Here is a 16,386-nt window from a genome sequence, read left to right on the forward strand (position 1 = left end):
GTTCCCTTCGGCTCCGCTCAGGGAACGCGCGGTGTGCCGTAGAACGCACGCTGTACCGGAGAACCTGTCGTTCGTTCCCTGAGCGGAACCCAAGGGAATTTAAAACTCGAAGGCGAAATCCATCCAGGGAACTCACCGCTGTACCGCAGAACGTGTCGCTCGGTCCCTTAGCGGAACCCAAGGGAATTTAAAACTCGAAGGCGAAATCCATCTAGGGAATTCACCGCTGCGCCGGAGAACCTGTCGTTCGTTCCCTGAGCGGAGCCGAAGGGAATTTAAAATTCACAGGCGAAATCCATTCAGGGAACTCACCGCTGTACCGCAGAACGTGTCGTTCGCTCGCTGAGCGGAGCCCAAGGGAATTTAAAACTCGAAGGCGAAATCCATCGCTTCGCGCTCATTGAATCCCGAGACAATACAGGGGCGTCGCCATTCCGGACGGCTCATTCGACTCAAATCCGCCGCGCCAGAATCTCCCCAATCTCTTCGTCGGTCAATACGATGGGATTGGTCTGCATGCTGCTGCCGCGCGCGTTGGCGACGATCAGCGGGAAGTCGGCTTCGGCGATGCCGTAGGCGCCGAGGCGATCCAATTGCAAGGAGTCGCTCCAGTCGGCCAGCAGCGCGATCAATGCGTCGCGGGCTTGTTGGTCGTCCAGCGCATCGTCGCCGGCCAATAGCCGACCGACTTGGGCATACTTAAGCAAGGCCGGATTGGCCGGTTCGCGGGCTTGCAGCGCGCGGATGTTGACCTCGGTCGCGGCGGCGACCAACGTGCCGCACACAACGCCGTGCGGGATCGGGAAGAAAGCGCCCAGCGGCGACGCCAAGCCGTGTACCGAACCCAGGCCGACTTGCGCCAAGGTAATGCCGGACAACAGCGCCGCATAGGCCATTGCCGCGCGGCCGTCGCCGGCGTCCGGTTCCACGCCGCGCCAGGCCGCGAAGAATCCGGACTTGACCGCTTGCATGCCGCTCCAGGCCAGCGCGTCGGTGAACGGATTGGCCTTGGCCGACACGTAGGATTCCAGCAATTGGGTCAACGCGTCCATGCCGTCGGCGGCGATCAATGCCGGCGAGCAGGTAGCCAGCAAGTCCGGATCGAGGATGGCGTATTCCGGCACCAGACATTCGTCGCGAAACGATTTTTTGAAGCCGTCCGGGCCTTGCACGCTGAGCACTGCGTTTTTGGTGGCTTCGCTGCCGGTGCCGGCGGTGGTCGGTACGGCAATGAACGGCGTGCTGGGACCGCGATAGGTTTGGTTACGGCCGACGCCTTCCAGATAATCCATCACCGAATCGCCGCTGGGCAGCAGGCCGGCGATGGCCTTGGCGGCGTCGAGCACACTACCGCCGCCGATCGCGACCACGACTTCGATGTTCTGCTCGCGAAATCGGCTCACCGTGTCGTCGATCAATTGCGGCGAGGGTTCGCCGGACACCGTGCAATGTTGCCATGCCACACCTTGCCCGGCCAACGCGTCGACAAAGCTTTGCCAGCCCGGCGTGCCGCAAAACGACTGCTTGCCGGTGACCAGCAAGGCTTTGCGGCCGTATCCGGCGATCAAGGCCGGCGCTTCGTTCAGGCGGCCACGACCGAACAAGATGCGCGGCAATCGGGCAATGTAAAACGGCTTGAAAGTCTGCATGCTCACGTCTCCGGAAACAAGGCTTTATACGGCACGCCCCGGCGCGGTTCGGCCATCCAGTCTGCGACCGTGTCGCGCCAGACCAGGTAATGTTCGGTCTGCTTGTGCGCGGCCGCGTCTTCGGCTGAGGCATAGACTTCGTACAAGATAAATTGGCTGGGGTCGTCCGGCGTTTGCAGGACGTCGAAACGGCGGTTGCCGGCCTCTTGCACCGAGGCCAAGTGGTTTAAACGGGTGGCGGCGATGAATTCGTCGACATGTTCGGGTTTGACGTGGACGTGAACGAGGGTAACGTGCATGGTAACGAGCCATTGAGTGGAATCAGCCGCTTAGCATAGGCGAAAACCGGCGGCGATGGCAAAGAGAGCGGTCTGTTCACTGGATAAGCTTTAAGCCGGGCCAATCTCGTTTTGGCGCCCGTAGAAGTACAAACCTAGGTTTGTACTCCGTGGCTTGGCGGTCTGGCGTTATCGCCAACGCGGGGGAGCAATGCTTGAAGACAACGAAACCGGGTAGCATCTAAGCCGCGCCAAAGGCCGATTCACCGATGATTGGAATACAAACCTAGGTTTGTACTCCGCGACGTGGCGGGTTGGCATGCAAACCTCGGTTTGTACTCGGCGATTTCAACCGCTTTTTTCGACGATATAGGTCGGCAGGCCGTCGATGCTGAGCTGGTTTTTGTCGTGCCAATAACGACGGATGCCGGCCTCGCCTTGATCAGCGGCCCAATCGGACAACTGTTCGCGTTCGCCGGCGTAATCGAAAAACGGCACCGCCATGCCGCAGGAAGTCTGCACCAGATCGACGTCGAGGTCGAAGATTTGCCGGGCGCCGGGTAGCGGCCGGAATTTGCCGAACAAGTCCGGCCAGTCGGCATCGCCCGGATGCACGACGCGGGCGTTGCCGTACAAGCGCAAGATCAACGGCGCGCCGACGAAGGCGCAAAACATGATCGTCATCCGCGGGGCGATTCGCACGTGGGCGGCGGTTTCGTTGCCGCTGCCGGTGACGTTGAGCCAGGCCACCCGCGCCGGCCTCAGCACCTTGAACGAGTCCATGCCCTTGGGCGAAAGATTGACCCGGCTGTCGGCCGTGGCGGTACCGACGAAAAACAGCTTTTGTTCGCGGATGAATTGAATGTGTTTATCGGACAATTCGGTGTAACGCTTTCCCATCGCTTGCTCTCTATTGGCTGGTTCCAGAAATGACCGAGGCGCTATGCAACCCCGGCCGCCTTGCCCGCGCCGGCTTCCCGGCGAGTTGACGAACTCCTCTAAGCTCGGCGTTCGCGGCTTGCTTCGGCATTGGATCGATCGCTAATCGTTCAGCGGCGCCGGGCTCGGAAAAAATCGCTGAGTAGTTCGGCGCAGTCGGCCTCCAGCACGCCGCCGCTCCATTCCACCCGATGATTCAAAAACGGCGCGTCGCTGAGTTGCAGGGCATGACAGACCGCGCCGCGCTTGGGGTCGTAAGCGCCGAACACCAGGCGCTTGACCCTGGCGTGGGCGATCGCCCCCATGCACATCACGCAGGGTTCCAGCGTCACGTACAAGGTGGTGTCGATCAAGCGGTAGTTATGCAGCGCCCGGCCGGCCTTGCGCAGCGTGACGATTTCGGCGTGGGCGGTAGGATCGTCGCTTTGTATCGGCTGGTTCCAGCCTTCGGCGATGCAGCGCTCGTTCAGCACCAACAGCGCGCCGACCGGCACTTCGCCTTGCGCTTCGGCGCGTTGCGCCAGGCGGATGGCGTGGCGCATCCATTCGGCGTCGGTCATCTCACACCGTGGCTTTGCTCAAACGGTCGTTGACGGCGGCCCAGGCTTCGCTGTCCGGCGGTTGCTCGATCAAAATCGTGTCCAGTTGCCGGCTATCCAATTCGCGCAAGGCGCTGTACAGCGCGCTTTCGTAATGTTCGGCTTGCTCGGGCAATTTGATCAGGTTCGGGCAGGGAATCCCGGCGATGGCCGGCGTGAAGGCCAGAATGCCGATGCGCTTACCCTGGCCGCACAGCTCGTCGGTCATCGCGATCAAGGTATCGGCCGGACACAGCAAGGCCATCGTATTCGGCGCGTAATGCACCGCCAGCATGCCGGGCGCGCGGATTTTGCTCTGCGGCGACAGGCGGACTTCGGTACCCAGCGCGGCCTTGAGCTGGCTGCGGGTGATCCGGCCCGGCCGCAGGATGGCCGGCTGGCCGTCGCTGAGATCGATGATCGTCGATTCCACTCCGACCGAGCAGGCGCCGCCGTCCAGAATACAAGCGACGCGATCGCCCAATTCCTCGGCGACATGGCCGGCCTGGGTCGGGCTGATCCGGCCGAAGCGGTTGGCCGAGGGGGCAGCGATCCCGCCGCCGAAGGCTTGCAATAACTGCAACGCGACCGGGTTGGACGGCACCCGCACCGCAATCGTGGTTTGGCCGCCGGTCACGGCGTCCGGCACGTCCGGGCGCTTGTTCAAAATCATCGTCAGCGGGCCTGGCCAGAACTGCGCGGCCAGTTTCAGCGCCGCGTCCGGAATCTCGACGGCCCATTCGGTCAGTTGCTCGGCCGAGGCGATGTGCACGATCAGCGGATGGTCGGCCGGCCGGCCTTTGGCCGCGAAAATTTTGGCGACCGCGGCCGGGTTAGCGGCATCGCCGCCCAGGCCGTAGACGGTTTCGGTCGGAAAGGCGACCAATTCGCCGCGCCGCAACAAATCGGCGGCCTGATTAATCGATTGTTCGGTGACGGGAGTCGGGGTCAATGTCTTTGCCGGCTAGATAAACGATGAGACTGGAGCCGGATGCTCCTCCCGGCCGCGCGCGGCTGGTTGTGTTTGGAGGATGCCGGTCTCGATAGCAAACGGCCTATTTTACCTTCCGAGCCGGCGGTTGGGTGTTAAATTATTTCGATCAACACCTCGTCCGGATTCACCGCATCACCCTTGGCAACGAAAATCGCCTTGACGGTGCCGGCCAGCGGGGCGGTGATTTCGGTCTCCATTTTCATCGCTTCGGTCACCAGCAAGGCCTGGCCGGCCATGACTTTTTGGCCTTCGCGGATCAATACGTCGATGATGTTGCAAGGCATGCTGGTGACCACGTCGCCTGGCGCGGCCGGCCGGCGCCGCTTGCTGGCGATCGCGCTTTTCACCGCACCCTGGGCGCCGCCATCCAGCACGATTTCGTCCAGGGTTTCGATGACGATTTCTTCCGGCATGCCGTCCACGGTGAAGTAAAAATGCCGCAGGCTCTGGTTTTTGGGGCCGGCGCCGGTGACTTTGACGTGATAGGACTCGCCGTGTAGCGCGACGTTGAATTCGGTCGGCGCTTTCTTGTTGTCCACAGCCTCCGGCGGGGCCTCCAGTTCCAGAGGTTCCGGGACCAAATTGCCGGTCGAACGCAATTCCAAAAATTGCTTGCCGATTTCCGGAAACATCGCGTAACTGAGTACGTCTTCGTCGTTCAAGGCCAGATGGCCGATCTCGCCGCGCAGATGCAAAAACTCCGGCTTCAACAGATCGGCCGGCCGGCAGTCGATCGGCTCTTCCTTACCAACCGCTTTCTTCAGCAGTTCCGGATCGACCGGCGCCGGCGCCTTGCCGTAACCGCCGTGCAGGTAGCGTTTGACCTCGTTGCTGATGGTCTCGTAGCGCTTGCCGGTCAACACGTTCAAGACCGCCTGGGTGCCGACGATTTGCGAAGTCGGCGTCACCAGCGGCGGATAGCCAAGGTCCTTGCGCACCGCCGGAATCTCCCGGTACACCTCGCCGATTCGGTCCAGCGCGTTGCGTTCCTTCAGTTGATTGGCTAGGTTCGAAATCATCCCGCCCGGCACCTGAAAAATGTGAACGCGGGTGTCGATGCCGGTGAATTCGCTTTCGTAGCGCCGGTATTTCTTGCGTACTTCGGCGAAGTATTGGTTAACCGCCTGTAGTTTGTCCAAATCCAGGCCGGTGTCGTATTCGCTACCCCGCAACGCGGTGACCAGGCTTTCGGTCGGCGGATGGCTGGTGCCGCCGGCCCAGGACGACAATGCGGTATCCACGTGCTCGCAGCCGGCTTCGATGGCCTTGAGTTGGCACATTTCGGCCAATCCGGCCGTGGCGTGACCATGCAGATGCAGCGGCAGATCGACCGCATCTTTCAAGGCCTTGACCAATGCCTCGGCGCGGTAGGGGGTCAACAGGCCGGCCATGTCCTTGATCGCGATCGAGTCGCAGCCGAGATCGGCCAAGCCCTTGCCCAGCGCGATGAAACTGGCGATATCGTGGACCGGGCTGGTGGTGTAGCAAATCGTGCCCTGGGCATGCTTGCCGGCGGTCTTGGCGGCCGCGACGGCGGTTTCCAGATTGCGGATGTCGTTCAGCGCATCGAAAACCCGGAATACGTCTATGCCGTTTTGGGCAGCGGTTTCGACGAATTTACGCACCACGTCGTCGGAATAATGCCGGTAACCGAGCAAGTTCTGGCCGCGCAGCAGCATTTGTAAACGCGTATTGGGCAGCGCGGTTTTCAGTTTGGCGAGACGTTCCCACGGATCTTCCTTCAGAAAACGCAAACAAGCGTCGAAGGTCGCGCCGCCCCAGCATTCCAGCGACCAATAGCCGATGTCGTCCAGCAGCGCGCAGGCCGGCAACATGTCTTCGGTACGCAAGCGGGTGGCGATCAGCGATTGATGAGCGTCGCGCAAAATCACGTCGGTAACATAGACTTTTTTCATCGCTAGCTCCTCGGCTTACAAGCCGGTGTGGGACGCAACCACCGCCGCCAGCACGCTGGCGAGAATTTCCGGGCGGGGTTTGTTGGAGTAGTTGACCAATTCCGGATGCGCCTCGACGAAACCGGTATTGAAGCGGCCGCGCCGAAAATCCGGATGACGCAGGATTTCCAGGTAATAAGGGATCGTGGTCTTGATGCCGAACAAACCCATGTCGCGCAACGCCCGTTCGCCGCGATTGAGCGCGTCTTCCCAGGTCATGGCACTGACGATGACCTTGGCCAGCATCGAATCGAAAAACGGCGGCACTTCGTAACCGGTATAAATCGCGGTGTCGGTACGCACGCCCGGCCCGCCCGGCGCATAGTAGCGGGAAATATGGCCGAAGCTGGGCAGAAAGCTGTTCTGCGGGTCTTCGGCGTTCACCCGAAATTGAATCGCATAGCCGCGCCGAACGATTTCCTCCTGGCGAAAGCGCAACGGCAAACCGGCGGCGACGCGAATCTGCTCTTCGACGATATCGACGCCGGTGATGGTCTCGGTGATGGTGTGTTCGACCTGGACGCGGGTATTCATTTCCATGAAGTAGAAGCGGCCGTCGCGATCCAGCAAAAATTCGACGGTGCCGGCGTTGGTATAGCCGACCGCCTTGGCCGCCATCACCGCCAGACCGCCCAGATACTGGCGCTGGGCTTCGTCGAGTTGCGGCGACGGGGCGATTTCGATCAGCTTCTGGTTGCGGCGCTGAATCGAGCAATCGCGCTCGTAGAGATGGATGGTATTGCCGAATTGGTCGGCCAGGACTTGCACCTCGATATGCAGCGGATCGACGATGCATTTTTCCAAAAACACTTCGGCGCTGCCGAAGGCCTTGCCGGCTTCGGAAATCACCCGCGGATACTGCTGACGCAGTTCGTCGGCATGGTCACAGCGGCGGATGCCGCGCCCGCCGCCGCCGGAAGTGGCTTTCAGCATCACCGGATAACCGATCGCGTCCGCCACTTGCAGCGCCTGTTCCACATCGGCCACGTTGCCGTCGCTGCCGGGCGTGACCGGCAGGCCGGCGGCCCGCATCTCCGCGCGAGCTTCGGTCTTGTCGCCCATCTTGCGGATCACTTCGGCGGACGGGCCGATGAAGACCAGGCCGCGTTCCTGGCAGGCGGTCGCGAACAGCGCGTTTTCCGACAGAAATCCGTAGCCGGGATGGATGGCATCGCAACCGGTGCGTAGCGCCAGATCGACCAAACCGTAGATATTGAGATAGCCGGCGACCGGCTCGCTGCCGATGCAATACGACTCGTCGGCCTTCTTGACGTGCAATGCAAACCGGTCGGCCTCGGTATAGACCGCCGCCGAGCGGATACCCATTTCGGCGCAGGCGCGAATGATCCGCACCGCGATTTCGCCGCGATTGGCGATCAGGATTTTGCGTAGCATGGCGGGAGTCCTTGAGTTGGCGACCTGCCGGCTACTGTAGCAAGTTGCGCCGATCTTTCAACCGTATTTCCCTGAGGGATTTCCCTGAGATTCGGGACGTGGCGGGGCGGACCTTCGCGGCGATCAATGTCGGCGCCGACCGAATTGTTGTATGTGCAACAAGTGCCAGGCAATATTTGTCGGCAATCCAGCATTCGTCACGGCGATTCCTGGAACCAGTTCGCCGGAAGCCACGGTAAGCCTGAAAAAAATGGGCCATCGAGACTGGCATCTGGCGTGTTAGTTGCTAAACTACTGATCGGGATGGCGGTCGCCTGAGTCCGGCTTGTTGAAGCGGCCGATCGCGCGGGTTCGAAGGGGAAACACACGAGCCATCGGTTTTGGAATATTGATAGGGAGTTTATATGGAGAGCATCACGCGGTTTTCGACTGTTATTTTGTTAGTCTGTCCATTATGGGCGGACGCGGGTTTAGCGGCCAATCTCACGCCGGCCAACGGTAACGAGAGCATCGGTTTAGGCGGCGCCGCGCTTGCCGCCGACGCCGCGCCGCTTAGCGTCGGCGCCGCTCGGGATTTAGCGGAAGCGGTTTTCGAACAAGTTCGATTCGAAGCCGAGCAAACCTTGGGCGGCGCGATCACGGCAATCGGTAGCGTCAGTACTAGCAGTATCGACATCGACTTTCCCCTGTTACTGAATAGCGTGTTTCAACCCATCGTCGACGAGACCCGATCTATCGATCTAAAAGGCGCGTTGCCGTCGGCCGCCTGGCTGTTTCTAAGCGGCATGCTGACTTTACTGGGCTTACAAAAACGGGCGGCCGTCGGCAAGCGATTAGCGCGAGCTTGAATGGATAGCCGGACTTAAGGACTGGCGGCGCCGGCGCTGGCAAAGCCGCCGGGCTTCTACTATGATTGCCGGGTAGCGCGCGAGCCTTGGGCCGCCGCGTTTTCCGTCCAGTTTTAGAGAATCTCCATGTCCAAGCCCGATCAGGCAGACAATTTCAGCTATTCATTCATCGGTCCGGCCGATATTCCGGACTGCATTCAGGTGGTATTGAACAGTTTTACCGAGTTTCAGCAAACGCCGGAATGCGTCGGCGATTGGTTGGAGCGCCGAATTCTCAACAACCCGTGGCAGGCCGCTTTTCCAGGCATCGGCGTCGGCGTCCGGGACCAGGGCAAACTGATCGGGTTTCGGGCCATCTTCGCCCAGCCGTGGTGGCTGGACGGCCAATCGACCGTTATCGCCTTCGCCGCCAACACCAGTGTCGATTCGACCTATCGCGGTCGCGGTATAGGGACCGAGCTGATCGATCAATGCCGACATTTCGCGGCTATGACCAGCAGTACCTCGGCCGGCGTCGTTACCCAAAAAGCTTACCGGAAACTCGGGTACGCGGCGATCGGCGGCGACAGCAACGATTTTTTCCGCTTGCGGAGCAGCTTCAAGGCCTCGTGGCAAAAACGGGTCGGCACTTCGGCCGGCCGAATCATCGGCTCGCTGTTCGATTTGAGTCTGTTGCTTCGCGATGCCAAACTGCGCCGCGCCGGCTTCAATCTGACCGAGGAAACCCGTTGCGGCGACGAGTACGACGTATTGTGGAACCAGGCACGCGGCGGCTATGTCTCCTGTCTGGAAAGAAGCAGCCGGTATTTGAATTGGCGTATATTCGATTTTCCGACTTGTCCGTTGAAACTAATGGGTTTGCGCGACGCTAGCGGGCGATTGAGAGCTTACGCCGTCTGGCACCGGCAAGCCTTCGGCGACGGGATCGACATGGCGGTGTTGCGCGATGTGTTTTACCGGCTCGACGACAGCGAAGCCCTGCCGGCCTTGCTGTATCGCCTATATGCCTACTGGCGGGAAATCGGTATGACCTGGATCAACCTGGAGGTCGCGGCGCCCTGGCTGACGTCGGTGTTTCGCGACCTGGGTTACGAGGCCCTGCCGTCGCAGGGCAATCGTTACCATGTTTTTAGCGAGCCGCCGTTACCCGCCGCCGTAACGGAAGCTTGGTATCGTAGCGGACTCGACGGCGACTATTTCGACAATCCTTTGTAGCGGCGGAGTCGCTCCGATCAACCCCAAAAGGTAAGTGTGCAGCCCATGCAAAGACCAACTATAGCCATCATTTCCACGGTGTTAAACGAACGCGAAAGCATTCGGCAATTGCTGGACGCTTTCTTGCGGCAAAGCTTGCGCGCCGATGAAATCGTCATCGTCGACGGCGGCTCCAGCGACGGTACATTGGACGTGCTGAACGCTTACGCGGCCGAACATCGCAACGTTAAGTTCTTTGTCGAGCCGGGCGTCAATATTGCCCAGGGCCGCAATATCGCGATCGCCCGCAGCCATTGCGATATTGTCGCCGTCACCGACGGCGGTTGCCGGCCGGTGGACGGCTGGCTGGCCGCGCTGGTGCAACCCTTGCTGAACGACCCGAACTACGGCGCCGTGACCGGGGTCAGGAATGTCGAAAGCATCAACGACTTCGAGTTCTTCGCCGGCAAACTATCCACGTCGGGCAACGCCGCCAACGAGGAGGAACGGGTGTTTCACGGCCGGAATTCGGCATTCCGCAAAAGCGTCTGGCTGGCGGCCGGCGGTTATCCGGAATGGCTGTACACCGCCGAAGACACCTTATTCGCCCAGCGCGCCAAGGCCTTGGGCTGCAAGGTGGCGGTAGCGCCGGAAGCGGTGATTTCCTGGCGCCCACGACCGAATCTGAAAAAACTCGCCAAGCAATATTATTTGTACGGCAAGGGGACCGGGCGGATTGGCCAAACCGACTTGAAAACGGTGTTCTATCACTTGCGCAACCACGTGATCTGGATGCTGGCGCTGCTGCTGGGCTTCGGTTTCTTCGGTTTTTGGTTGATCGCGATGGCGGTACTGAGCTTCATGTTTTTCACGCTGGTCAATCCGGTCATCACCACCTTAAAGCGCAACAACCCCGACTTGCGGCCGAGCTATTGGTTTTACGTGCCGGTCATCGTCATGGTCCGCAGTTTTTGCAACAACCTCGGCCAATTGTCCGGCTATTGGGAATACCGCGGCGCCGGGGTATTTCGCGACAATCTGGAACGCTACCGTTCCGGCGATTGGAAGTCGCCGTTCATCGCCGGTTGACGGCGGCTATTTCAGCAGAGGAAGCAAGGACGGCCAAATTTTCTCGACCAGCGCCGGTTGGGCGTCGGCGTTGGGATGCAGGCCGTCGGCCTGCATCAGTTCCGGTTTCAGCGCAATGTCTTCCAAAATGAACGGCACCCATGCCAACCGTAGCTCGCCGGCTAATTGCGGGTAAACTTCGTAAAACATCTCGATATAGCGTTTGCCGTAATTGGGGGGAATCTTCATCGCCAGCAACAACACTTCAGCGCCGATGTGTCGCGAGCGGTTGACGATTTCGGTCAGATTACGCTTCATTTCTTGCGGCGACAGGCCGCGCAAGCCATCGTTGGCACCCAACTCCAGCACCACGACATCGGGCTTGTGACGCGCCAAGATCGACTCCAAACGCGCCAAGCCGCCGGCCGACGTGTCGCCGCTGATACTCTCGTTGAATACCGCATGGGGACTGCCGGCGTCGACCAGTTTTTTTTGCAGCAGCGCGACCCAGCCGAGCTGAACTTCGATGCCGTAACCGGCACTAATACTGTCTCCCAACACCACGATCGTCTTAGCCGCGGCCCCGGCGGGTGCCACACTTAATACCATCGCAAGGACCATTCCAGTCATGTCAATTAATCGCACAGCCGCTCTACCTGTCATTGTCGCCGAAGGTCTCGGCAAAACCGTTCCCACCTCGGATGGGGATTTGCATATCTTGGCATCGGTGAATTTAATCATCAAGCCGGGCGAAAGCATCGCGATCGTCGGCGAATCCGGATCGGGCAAGTCCACGCTGTTGAGTCTGCTGGCCGGGCTGGACACCCCGAGTAGCGGCTCGGTGATCGTTGCCGGCCGCGATTTGACCCAAATGAACGAAGACGGCCGGGCCGCGCTGCGCAACGAGTTGGTCGGATTCGTGTTCCAGTCCTTCCAATTGCTGCCGGCCTTGACCGCGCTGGAAAACGTCATGCTGCCGTTGGAGCTGGCCGGGAACGCGAACGCCGAACCGGCCGCCCGAACCTTGCTGGAGCGGGTCGGCCTAGGTAAGCGGCTGCAACATACGCCTCGGCAACTGTCCGGCGGCGAACAGCAACGCGTTGCGTTGGCGCGAGCCTTCGTCGGCCGGCCGGCGATTTTGTTCGCCGACGAGCCGACCGGCAATCTGGACAGCAACACCGGCGCGCACATCGTCGAATTATTATTCGAATTGAACCAGGAATTACACACGACCCTGATTCTGGTAACCCACGACATGAGCTTGGCGGCGCGTTGCCAGCGCACGATACGGCTGGAAGCCGGGAGCATCGTATGAAGCGCTTTCGCTTGGCGATGAAAATGCTGTGGCGCGACGGCCGTTCCGGGGAATTGACCCTGTTGGTGATGGCCTTGCTGATCGCGGTGACCAGTTCGACCGCGATTGCGCTGTTCGCCGACCGACTGCAGCGCACGATGACGCTGCAGGCCGCCGAATTTCTGGCCGGCGACCTAGCCGTCGCCGGCCCGGCCGCGATCGATCCGGCCTGGCTGGGCAAGGCCGGCGAACTGGGCTTGGCTCAATCGCAAACGGTCGAGTTTCCGAGCATGTTGCTGGAGAACGGCGAGATGTTGTTGGCCTCGATCAAGGCGACCGGCGGCGGTTATCCGTTGCGTGGCTACCTGAAAACCGGCGACGGCGCGTTCGATCATTTGAGCGAAGTCCACGCCGGTCCGGAACCCGGCACCGTTTGGGTCGACAAGCGGGTGCTGCAAGCTTTGAAACTGGAACCGGGCGCCCGGCTGACAGTCGGCGAGGCCGTGCTGACCGTGACTCGAGTGTTGGGTTACGAGCCGGATCGGCGCGGCGATCTGTACAGTTTCTCGCCGCGAGTGATGATGGCGCTGGCCGATCTGGCCGCGACCGGTGTGGTTCAACCGGGCAGCCGGGTGCGCTTCGCGTATCAATTCAGTGGCGACGAAACGGCGCTGAACGCTTACCGCGACTGGCTGAAGCCGCAATTGAACCCGTCGCAACGCCTGCTGGACGTGCGTAACGACAGGCCGGAACTGGATTCGGCGTTGAGCCGGGCCGAGCGCTATCTGGGGCTGTCCAGCGTCGTGGTGATTTTAATCGCCGGCGTCGCGATCGCGATGGCCGCCGGCCGCTATACCGAGCGGCATTTCAACGCTACCGCGCTGTTACGTTGCCTGGGCTGCAAGCAGGGTGAAATCGTGGCGCTGTACTTGGGGCAATTTTTAATGTTGGGTATCGTTACCAGCGGCAGCGGCGCGCTGCTGGGCTGGCTGGCCCAGCACGGCTTATTCCTGATGCTGCGCGATTTATTGCCGGCGCGGGTTGCCGACCCCGGCTGGCTGGCGGTCGGTTTCGGCTTCGCCACCGGGCTGGCGATTCTGCTGGGTTTTGCATTGCCGCCGCTGCTGCGGCTGCGCCGGGTCGCGCCGCTGCGGGTATTGCGCCGCGATCTGGAACCGATGCCGGCCAGCGGCTGGCTGATTTACGGTTTGGCGCTGAGCGTGGTGGGCGCGTTGATCTGGCGCTATACCGGCGATTGGAAAATGACCGCGACGATACTCGGCATCGGCGCGCTGACCTTGGCGCTGCTGGGCTTGTTGCTCTACGGCTTGTTGCGCGCCGCCCGCCGCGCGCTGCCGGCCATGAATCTGGGCTGGCGCATGGCCTTGCGCGGCCTGATCAGTCACGGCCCAGCCGGCATCGGTCAAATCCTGGCTTTCGGCGTGACCCTAGCCGCGATGGCCTTGAGCTTTACCGTACGGTCCGATTTGATCGCCGAGTGGCAAAAGCAATTGCCGGACCAGGCGCCCAACCACTTTGCGCTTAACATTCTGCCGGACCAGGTCGGCGGTTTTAGTGGGGACATCGCCGGCCTCGGCATCGCCGCCAGCCCGTTCTACCCGGTGGTGCGGGGACGTCTAATCGAGATCAATCAAGAAGCGGTGCAGCGCCGGGTTAGTAAGGACAGCACCGGCGAAGCGGCGACCCAACGCGAACTGAGCCTGACCTGGGCCGAGCAATTGCCCGAGGATAACCGCGTCGTCGCCGGCGACGCCTGGCGGGGCTTGGCGCCCGGCCTAGTATCGGTCGAACAAAAGCTGGCCGACAATCTGGGTATTCATCCCGGCGACCGATTGAGTTTCACGGTCGGCAGCGAGCGCTTGACCGCGACGGTCGCCAATCTGCGCAGCGTGCGTTGGGATACGATGCAGCCGAATTTTTACATGATTTTCTCGCCCGGCACGTTGACCGGCTTCCCGGCCACCTACATGACCAGCTTTTATCTGGACGAATCGCAAAAATCTCTGTTGACCGGTTTGGTCAAGCGCTTTCCGGCGACGACGATCCTGGAAGTCGATCTGTTGTTGAAGCAGTTCAAAACCATCCTGACCCAACTGACCCGCGCCATCGACGTCTTGCTGTACTTCGCGTTGGCCGCCGGGTTTACCGTATTGTTCGCGGCGGTTTACGCCAGCCTGGACCGGCGCATCCGCGAGAGCGCCTTGTTGCGCACGCTCGGTGCCGGCCGCGGCTTCTTGCGGCGCGGCCATTGGATTGAGTTCGCGGTGTTGGGCGGAGCAGCCGGCGTGCTGGCGGTGATCGCGTCGGAAGCGGTGTTGTTTGCTTTGTATAACCGAGTGATGCAGATCGAATACCGGCCCAACTTTACGCTGTGGCTGGCATTGCCGTTGATCGGCATGCTGGGCGTGGGTTTGGCGGGATTCTGGGGCGTGCGCGGCGTGGTGCGGCAAGCGCCGCTGACGGTTTTGCGACGCATGGATTGACGCGAGAACGAGGCCTAAGCGTACTTGTCGTCTCCCAGCCGGTGACGCCATTCCCGGCCGTCTTTACAAGTTAATGACGGTTTCCAGCCAATCCTAAAGATATTAACAAGAGCGACTGTCCTTGTGGGAAGAATTTTGTTTCTTATTTGGAAATTTTAAATCTGTAAAAATGCGTATTGTAAATAAATCCGCTCAGGCCTAAAGTGAAACCAACTTCACTAACCGACTCGATGCAGTCTAGGAGCAGAAATGAAAAAGGCCGACTCTTTATACAGAGATATCGCGACCGGCGCGTTCTTTTCAGCCGGCATTTTTGGATTGGTGTTGGAGCAATGGCTGTTATCCATGGCCTTGTTCGGCGCCGCCGCTTTAGCCAGCAATCTGCAACCCGCCAAACCCGCGCGAGCGATGTCCCGGTTTTAGCTCGGGTGCCGGTCGAGCCGGCATCTTCGGAGCGCACGGACGCGCGAACGTCGGAAACGGCTAGACCGAGTTTTCCGACGTTGCTGTAAGTTCGTAGTACCTCCCGTTGTTAAGTGCTCTGTACTTCCACAGCCCCCGTCCGGGACCGGATCGGGGGCTTTTTTTGCGTCGGCGTTTTCGGCCGGAATCCGCCGCCAACCCACCGAAAACGCCAGCCGCGCCTACCGGCCAACGCAGGTTCGTAGAGCCGTTTGATGCTCCGTTTACCCCAACGAGCATGACAGGACGTTGTCCCCGGCGCATCAAACAAACCGATGCGGAAACGGATTTAACCGCGATCCGCAACACCTGATCGGTATGCGCCTATTTTTTGTCCACGCCGGGAAAAGTCCGTTCCGGCTCGTTATTGCCCGGCCCTTAAATTCCGCGCGCTTGTCGAAGGGCGCACCAGCCGGGGCTTCAACGAACTCGGCCCGACGGAATTCCCCTGATCAATAGGGCCGCATTTTTAGCAACTACCGGCAGGAATATGCCTACCGACCAATCCCGTATTCGGCGTAAATAAGCGCGTCGCGCAGCGGGAATAGCTGACTAGGCTTTTAAAATCGCGAGCAAGGCTCGGAGCCTTAGGTTTATTACTCGGCGTGTTGCGCGCGAGACTTTTAGAGTTGCGGGCAAGGCTCGGAGCCTTGTGTTTATTACTCGGAATGTTGCGCGCAAGGCTTTTAGAGTTGCGGGCAAGGCTCGGAACCTTGCGTTTATTACTCGGAGTGTTGCGCGCAAGACTTTTAGAGTTGCGAGCAAGGCTCGGAGCCTTGCGTTTGTTACTCGGAGAATTGCGCGCAAAGCTTTTAGAGTTGCGGGCAAGACTCGGAGCCTTGTGTTTATTACTCGGAGTGTTGCGCGTCAGGCTTTTAGAGTTACGGGCAAGGCTCGGAGCCTTGATTACTCGGGCGCAGTGGAGAGTGTAAGAATTTTTGTGTAAACGGTCCTGAGGTAGGAGACTACCGATTCCGATAAGGAGGAAGCCATGACCGTATCATCGAAAACCATCCCGACTGACCTGCTCGACGCCTTGATGTCGAACTATCAAAGCCCCGAAGACCTGATCGGCGCCAATGACCTGCTGAAGCAAGACCTGAACCCGTGCTGTGGTCGAGTGTCGCTAAAATTTAGTGACGGCTTACGGCCATTAGTGGTCAGCTACATTTCGACTGTCAGTGACCGCAGTTGAATGATTACCTACCTGTCAGTTTAGCTGAAGATA

The 16,386-nt window shown here is 60.2% G+C and carries 15 protein-coding genes; 7 read left to right on the forward strand and 8 right to left on the reverse strand.

The features are described from left to right. Positions 1–452: 452 nt before the first annotated feature. From A1355_RS00045 to A1355_RS00075, 7 genes are all read right to left on the reverse strand, one after another. Entirely contained in the window at positions 453–1,649 is a 1,197-nt protein-coding gene (locus A1355_RS00045; protein WP_064023859.1) for an iron-containing alcohol dehydrogenase, read from the reverse strand. A gap of 2 nt (positions 1,650–1,651) precedes the next feature. Next, complete coding sequence (locus tag A1355_RS00050) at positions 1,652–1,948, reverse strand: antibiotic biosynthesis monooxygenase (protein ID WP_064023860.1); 297 nt, start codon at positions 1,946–1,948, stop codon at positions 1,652–1,654. Between the two features lie 327 nt (positions 1,949–2,275). Next, complete coding sequence (locus A1355_RS00055) at positions 2,276–2,827, reverse strand: pyridoxamine 5'-phosphate oxidase family protein (RefSeq protein WP_064023861.1); 552 nt, start codon at positions 2,825–2,827, stop codon at positions 2,276–2,278. A 149-nt stretch (positions 2,828–2,976) separates the two neighbouring features. Continuing rightward, positions 2,977–3,426 (reverse strand): tRNA adenosine(34) deaminase TadA, encoded by a 450-nt coding sequence (tadA, locus tag A1355_RS00060; protein WP_064023862.1) that lies wholly within the window; start codon positions 3,424–3,426, stop codon positions 2,977–2,979. A gap of 1 nt (position 3,427) precedes the next feature. Then, positions 3,428–4,396, reverse strand: coding sequence for an L-threonylcarbamoyladenylate synthase (locus A1355_RS00065; RefSeq protein ID WP_064023863.1), 969 nt, complete (start codon positions 4,394–4,396; stop codon positions 3,428–3,430). Between the two features lie 134 nt (positions 4,397–4,530). Beyond that, a complete protein-coding gene (gene oadA / locus A1355_RS00070) occupies positions 4,531–6,354 on the reverse strand; it encodes a sodium-extruding oxaloacetate decarboxylase subunit alpha (RefSeq protein ID WP_064023864.1) in 1,824 nt (607 codons plus the stop codon). A gap of 15 nt (positions 6,355–6,369) precedes the next feature. Continuing rightward, complete coding sequence (locus tag A1355_RS00075) at positions 6,370–7,788, reverse strand: acetyl-CoA carboxylase biotin carboxylase subunit (RefSeq protein ID WP_064023865.1); 1,419 nt, start codon at positions 7,786–7,788, stop codon at positions 6,370–6,372. 404 nt (positions 7,789–8,192) lie between these two features. Here A1355_RS00075 and A1355_RS00085 point away from each other — a divergent pair, with 404 nt between their 5' ends. From A1355_RS00085 to A1355_RS00095, 3 genes are all read left to right on the forward strand, one after another. Continuing rightward, on the forward strand, positions 8,193–8,636 hold the full coding sequence (locus A1355_RS00085) for a hypothetical protein (protein WP_064023867.1): 444 nt from the start codon (positions 8,193–8,195) through the stop codon (positions 8,634–8,636). A 126-nt stretch (positions 8,637–8,762) separates the two neighbouring features. Continuing rightward, positions 8,763–9,851: a GNAT family N-acetyltransferase gene (locus tag A1355_RS00090; RefSeq protein WP_064023868.1), complete on the forward strand. Its 1,089-nt coding sequence runs from the start codon at positions 8,763–8,765 to the stop codon at positions 9,849–9,851. Positions 9,852–9,896: 45 nt separating this feature from the next. After that, entirely contained in the window at positions 9,897–10,919 is a 1,023-nt protein-coding gene (locus A1355_RS00095; protein ID WP_064023869.1) for a glycosyltransferase, read from the forward strand. Between the two features lie 6 nt (positions 10,920–10,925). Here the strand turns inward: A1355_RS00095 and A1355_RS00100 are convergent, their stop codons facing one another. After that, positions 10,926–11,528, reverse strand: a complete 603-nt coding sequence (locus tag A1355_RS00100; protein ID WP_064023870.1) for an arylesterase — start codon at positions 11,526–11,528, stop codon at positions 10,926–10,928. Here A1355_RS00100 and A1355_RS00105 point away from each other — a divergent pair. The 4 genes from A1355_RS00105 to A1355_RS00115 all read left to right on the forward strand — a co-directional run bounded on the left by A1355_RS00105 (position 11,527) and on the right by A1355_RS00115 (position 16,353). Then, the gene (locus A1355_RS00105; protein WP_064023871.1) at positions 11,527–12,213 is read left to right on the forward strand and encodes an ABC transporter ATP-binding protein; all 687 of its coding nucleotides are present in this window, start codon (positions 11,527–11,529) and stop codon (positions 12,211–12,213) included. The two genes, A1355_RS00100 and A1355_RS00105, sit on opposite strands and share 2 nt — an antisense overlap. After that, positions 12,210–14,696 carry an ABC transporter permease gene (locus A1355_RS00110; RefSeq protein ID WP_064023872.1) on the forward strand — a complete coding sequence of 829 codons (2,487 nt, stop codon included), beginning with the start codon at positions 12,210–12,212 and terminating at the stop codon, positions 14,694–14,696. Before A1355_RS00105 ends, A1355_RS00110 begins: the two co-directional genes overlap by 4 nt. A gap of 249 nt (positions 14,697–14,945) precedes the next feature. After that, positions 14,946–15,119, forward strand: a complete 174-nt coding sequence (locus A1355_RS25485) for a hypothetical protein (protein WP_168028434.1) — start codon at positions 14,946–14,948, stop codon at positions 15,117–15,119. Positions 15,120–16,149: 1,030 nt separating this feature from the next. After that, on the forward strand, positions 16,150–16,353 hold the full coding sequence (locus A1355_RS00115) for a hypothetical protein (protein ID WP_064023873.1): 204 nt from the start codon (positions 16,150–16,152) through the stop codon (positions 16,351–16,353). Positions 16,354–16,386: the final 33 nt, after the last annotated feature.

This window comes from Methylomonas koyamae (genome assembly GCF_001644025.1).
Classification (GTDB): Bacteria; Pseudomonadota; Gammaproteobacteria; order Methylococcales; family Methylomonadaceae; genus Methylomonas; species Methylomonas koyamae_A.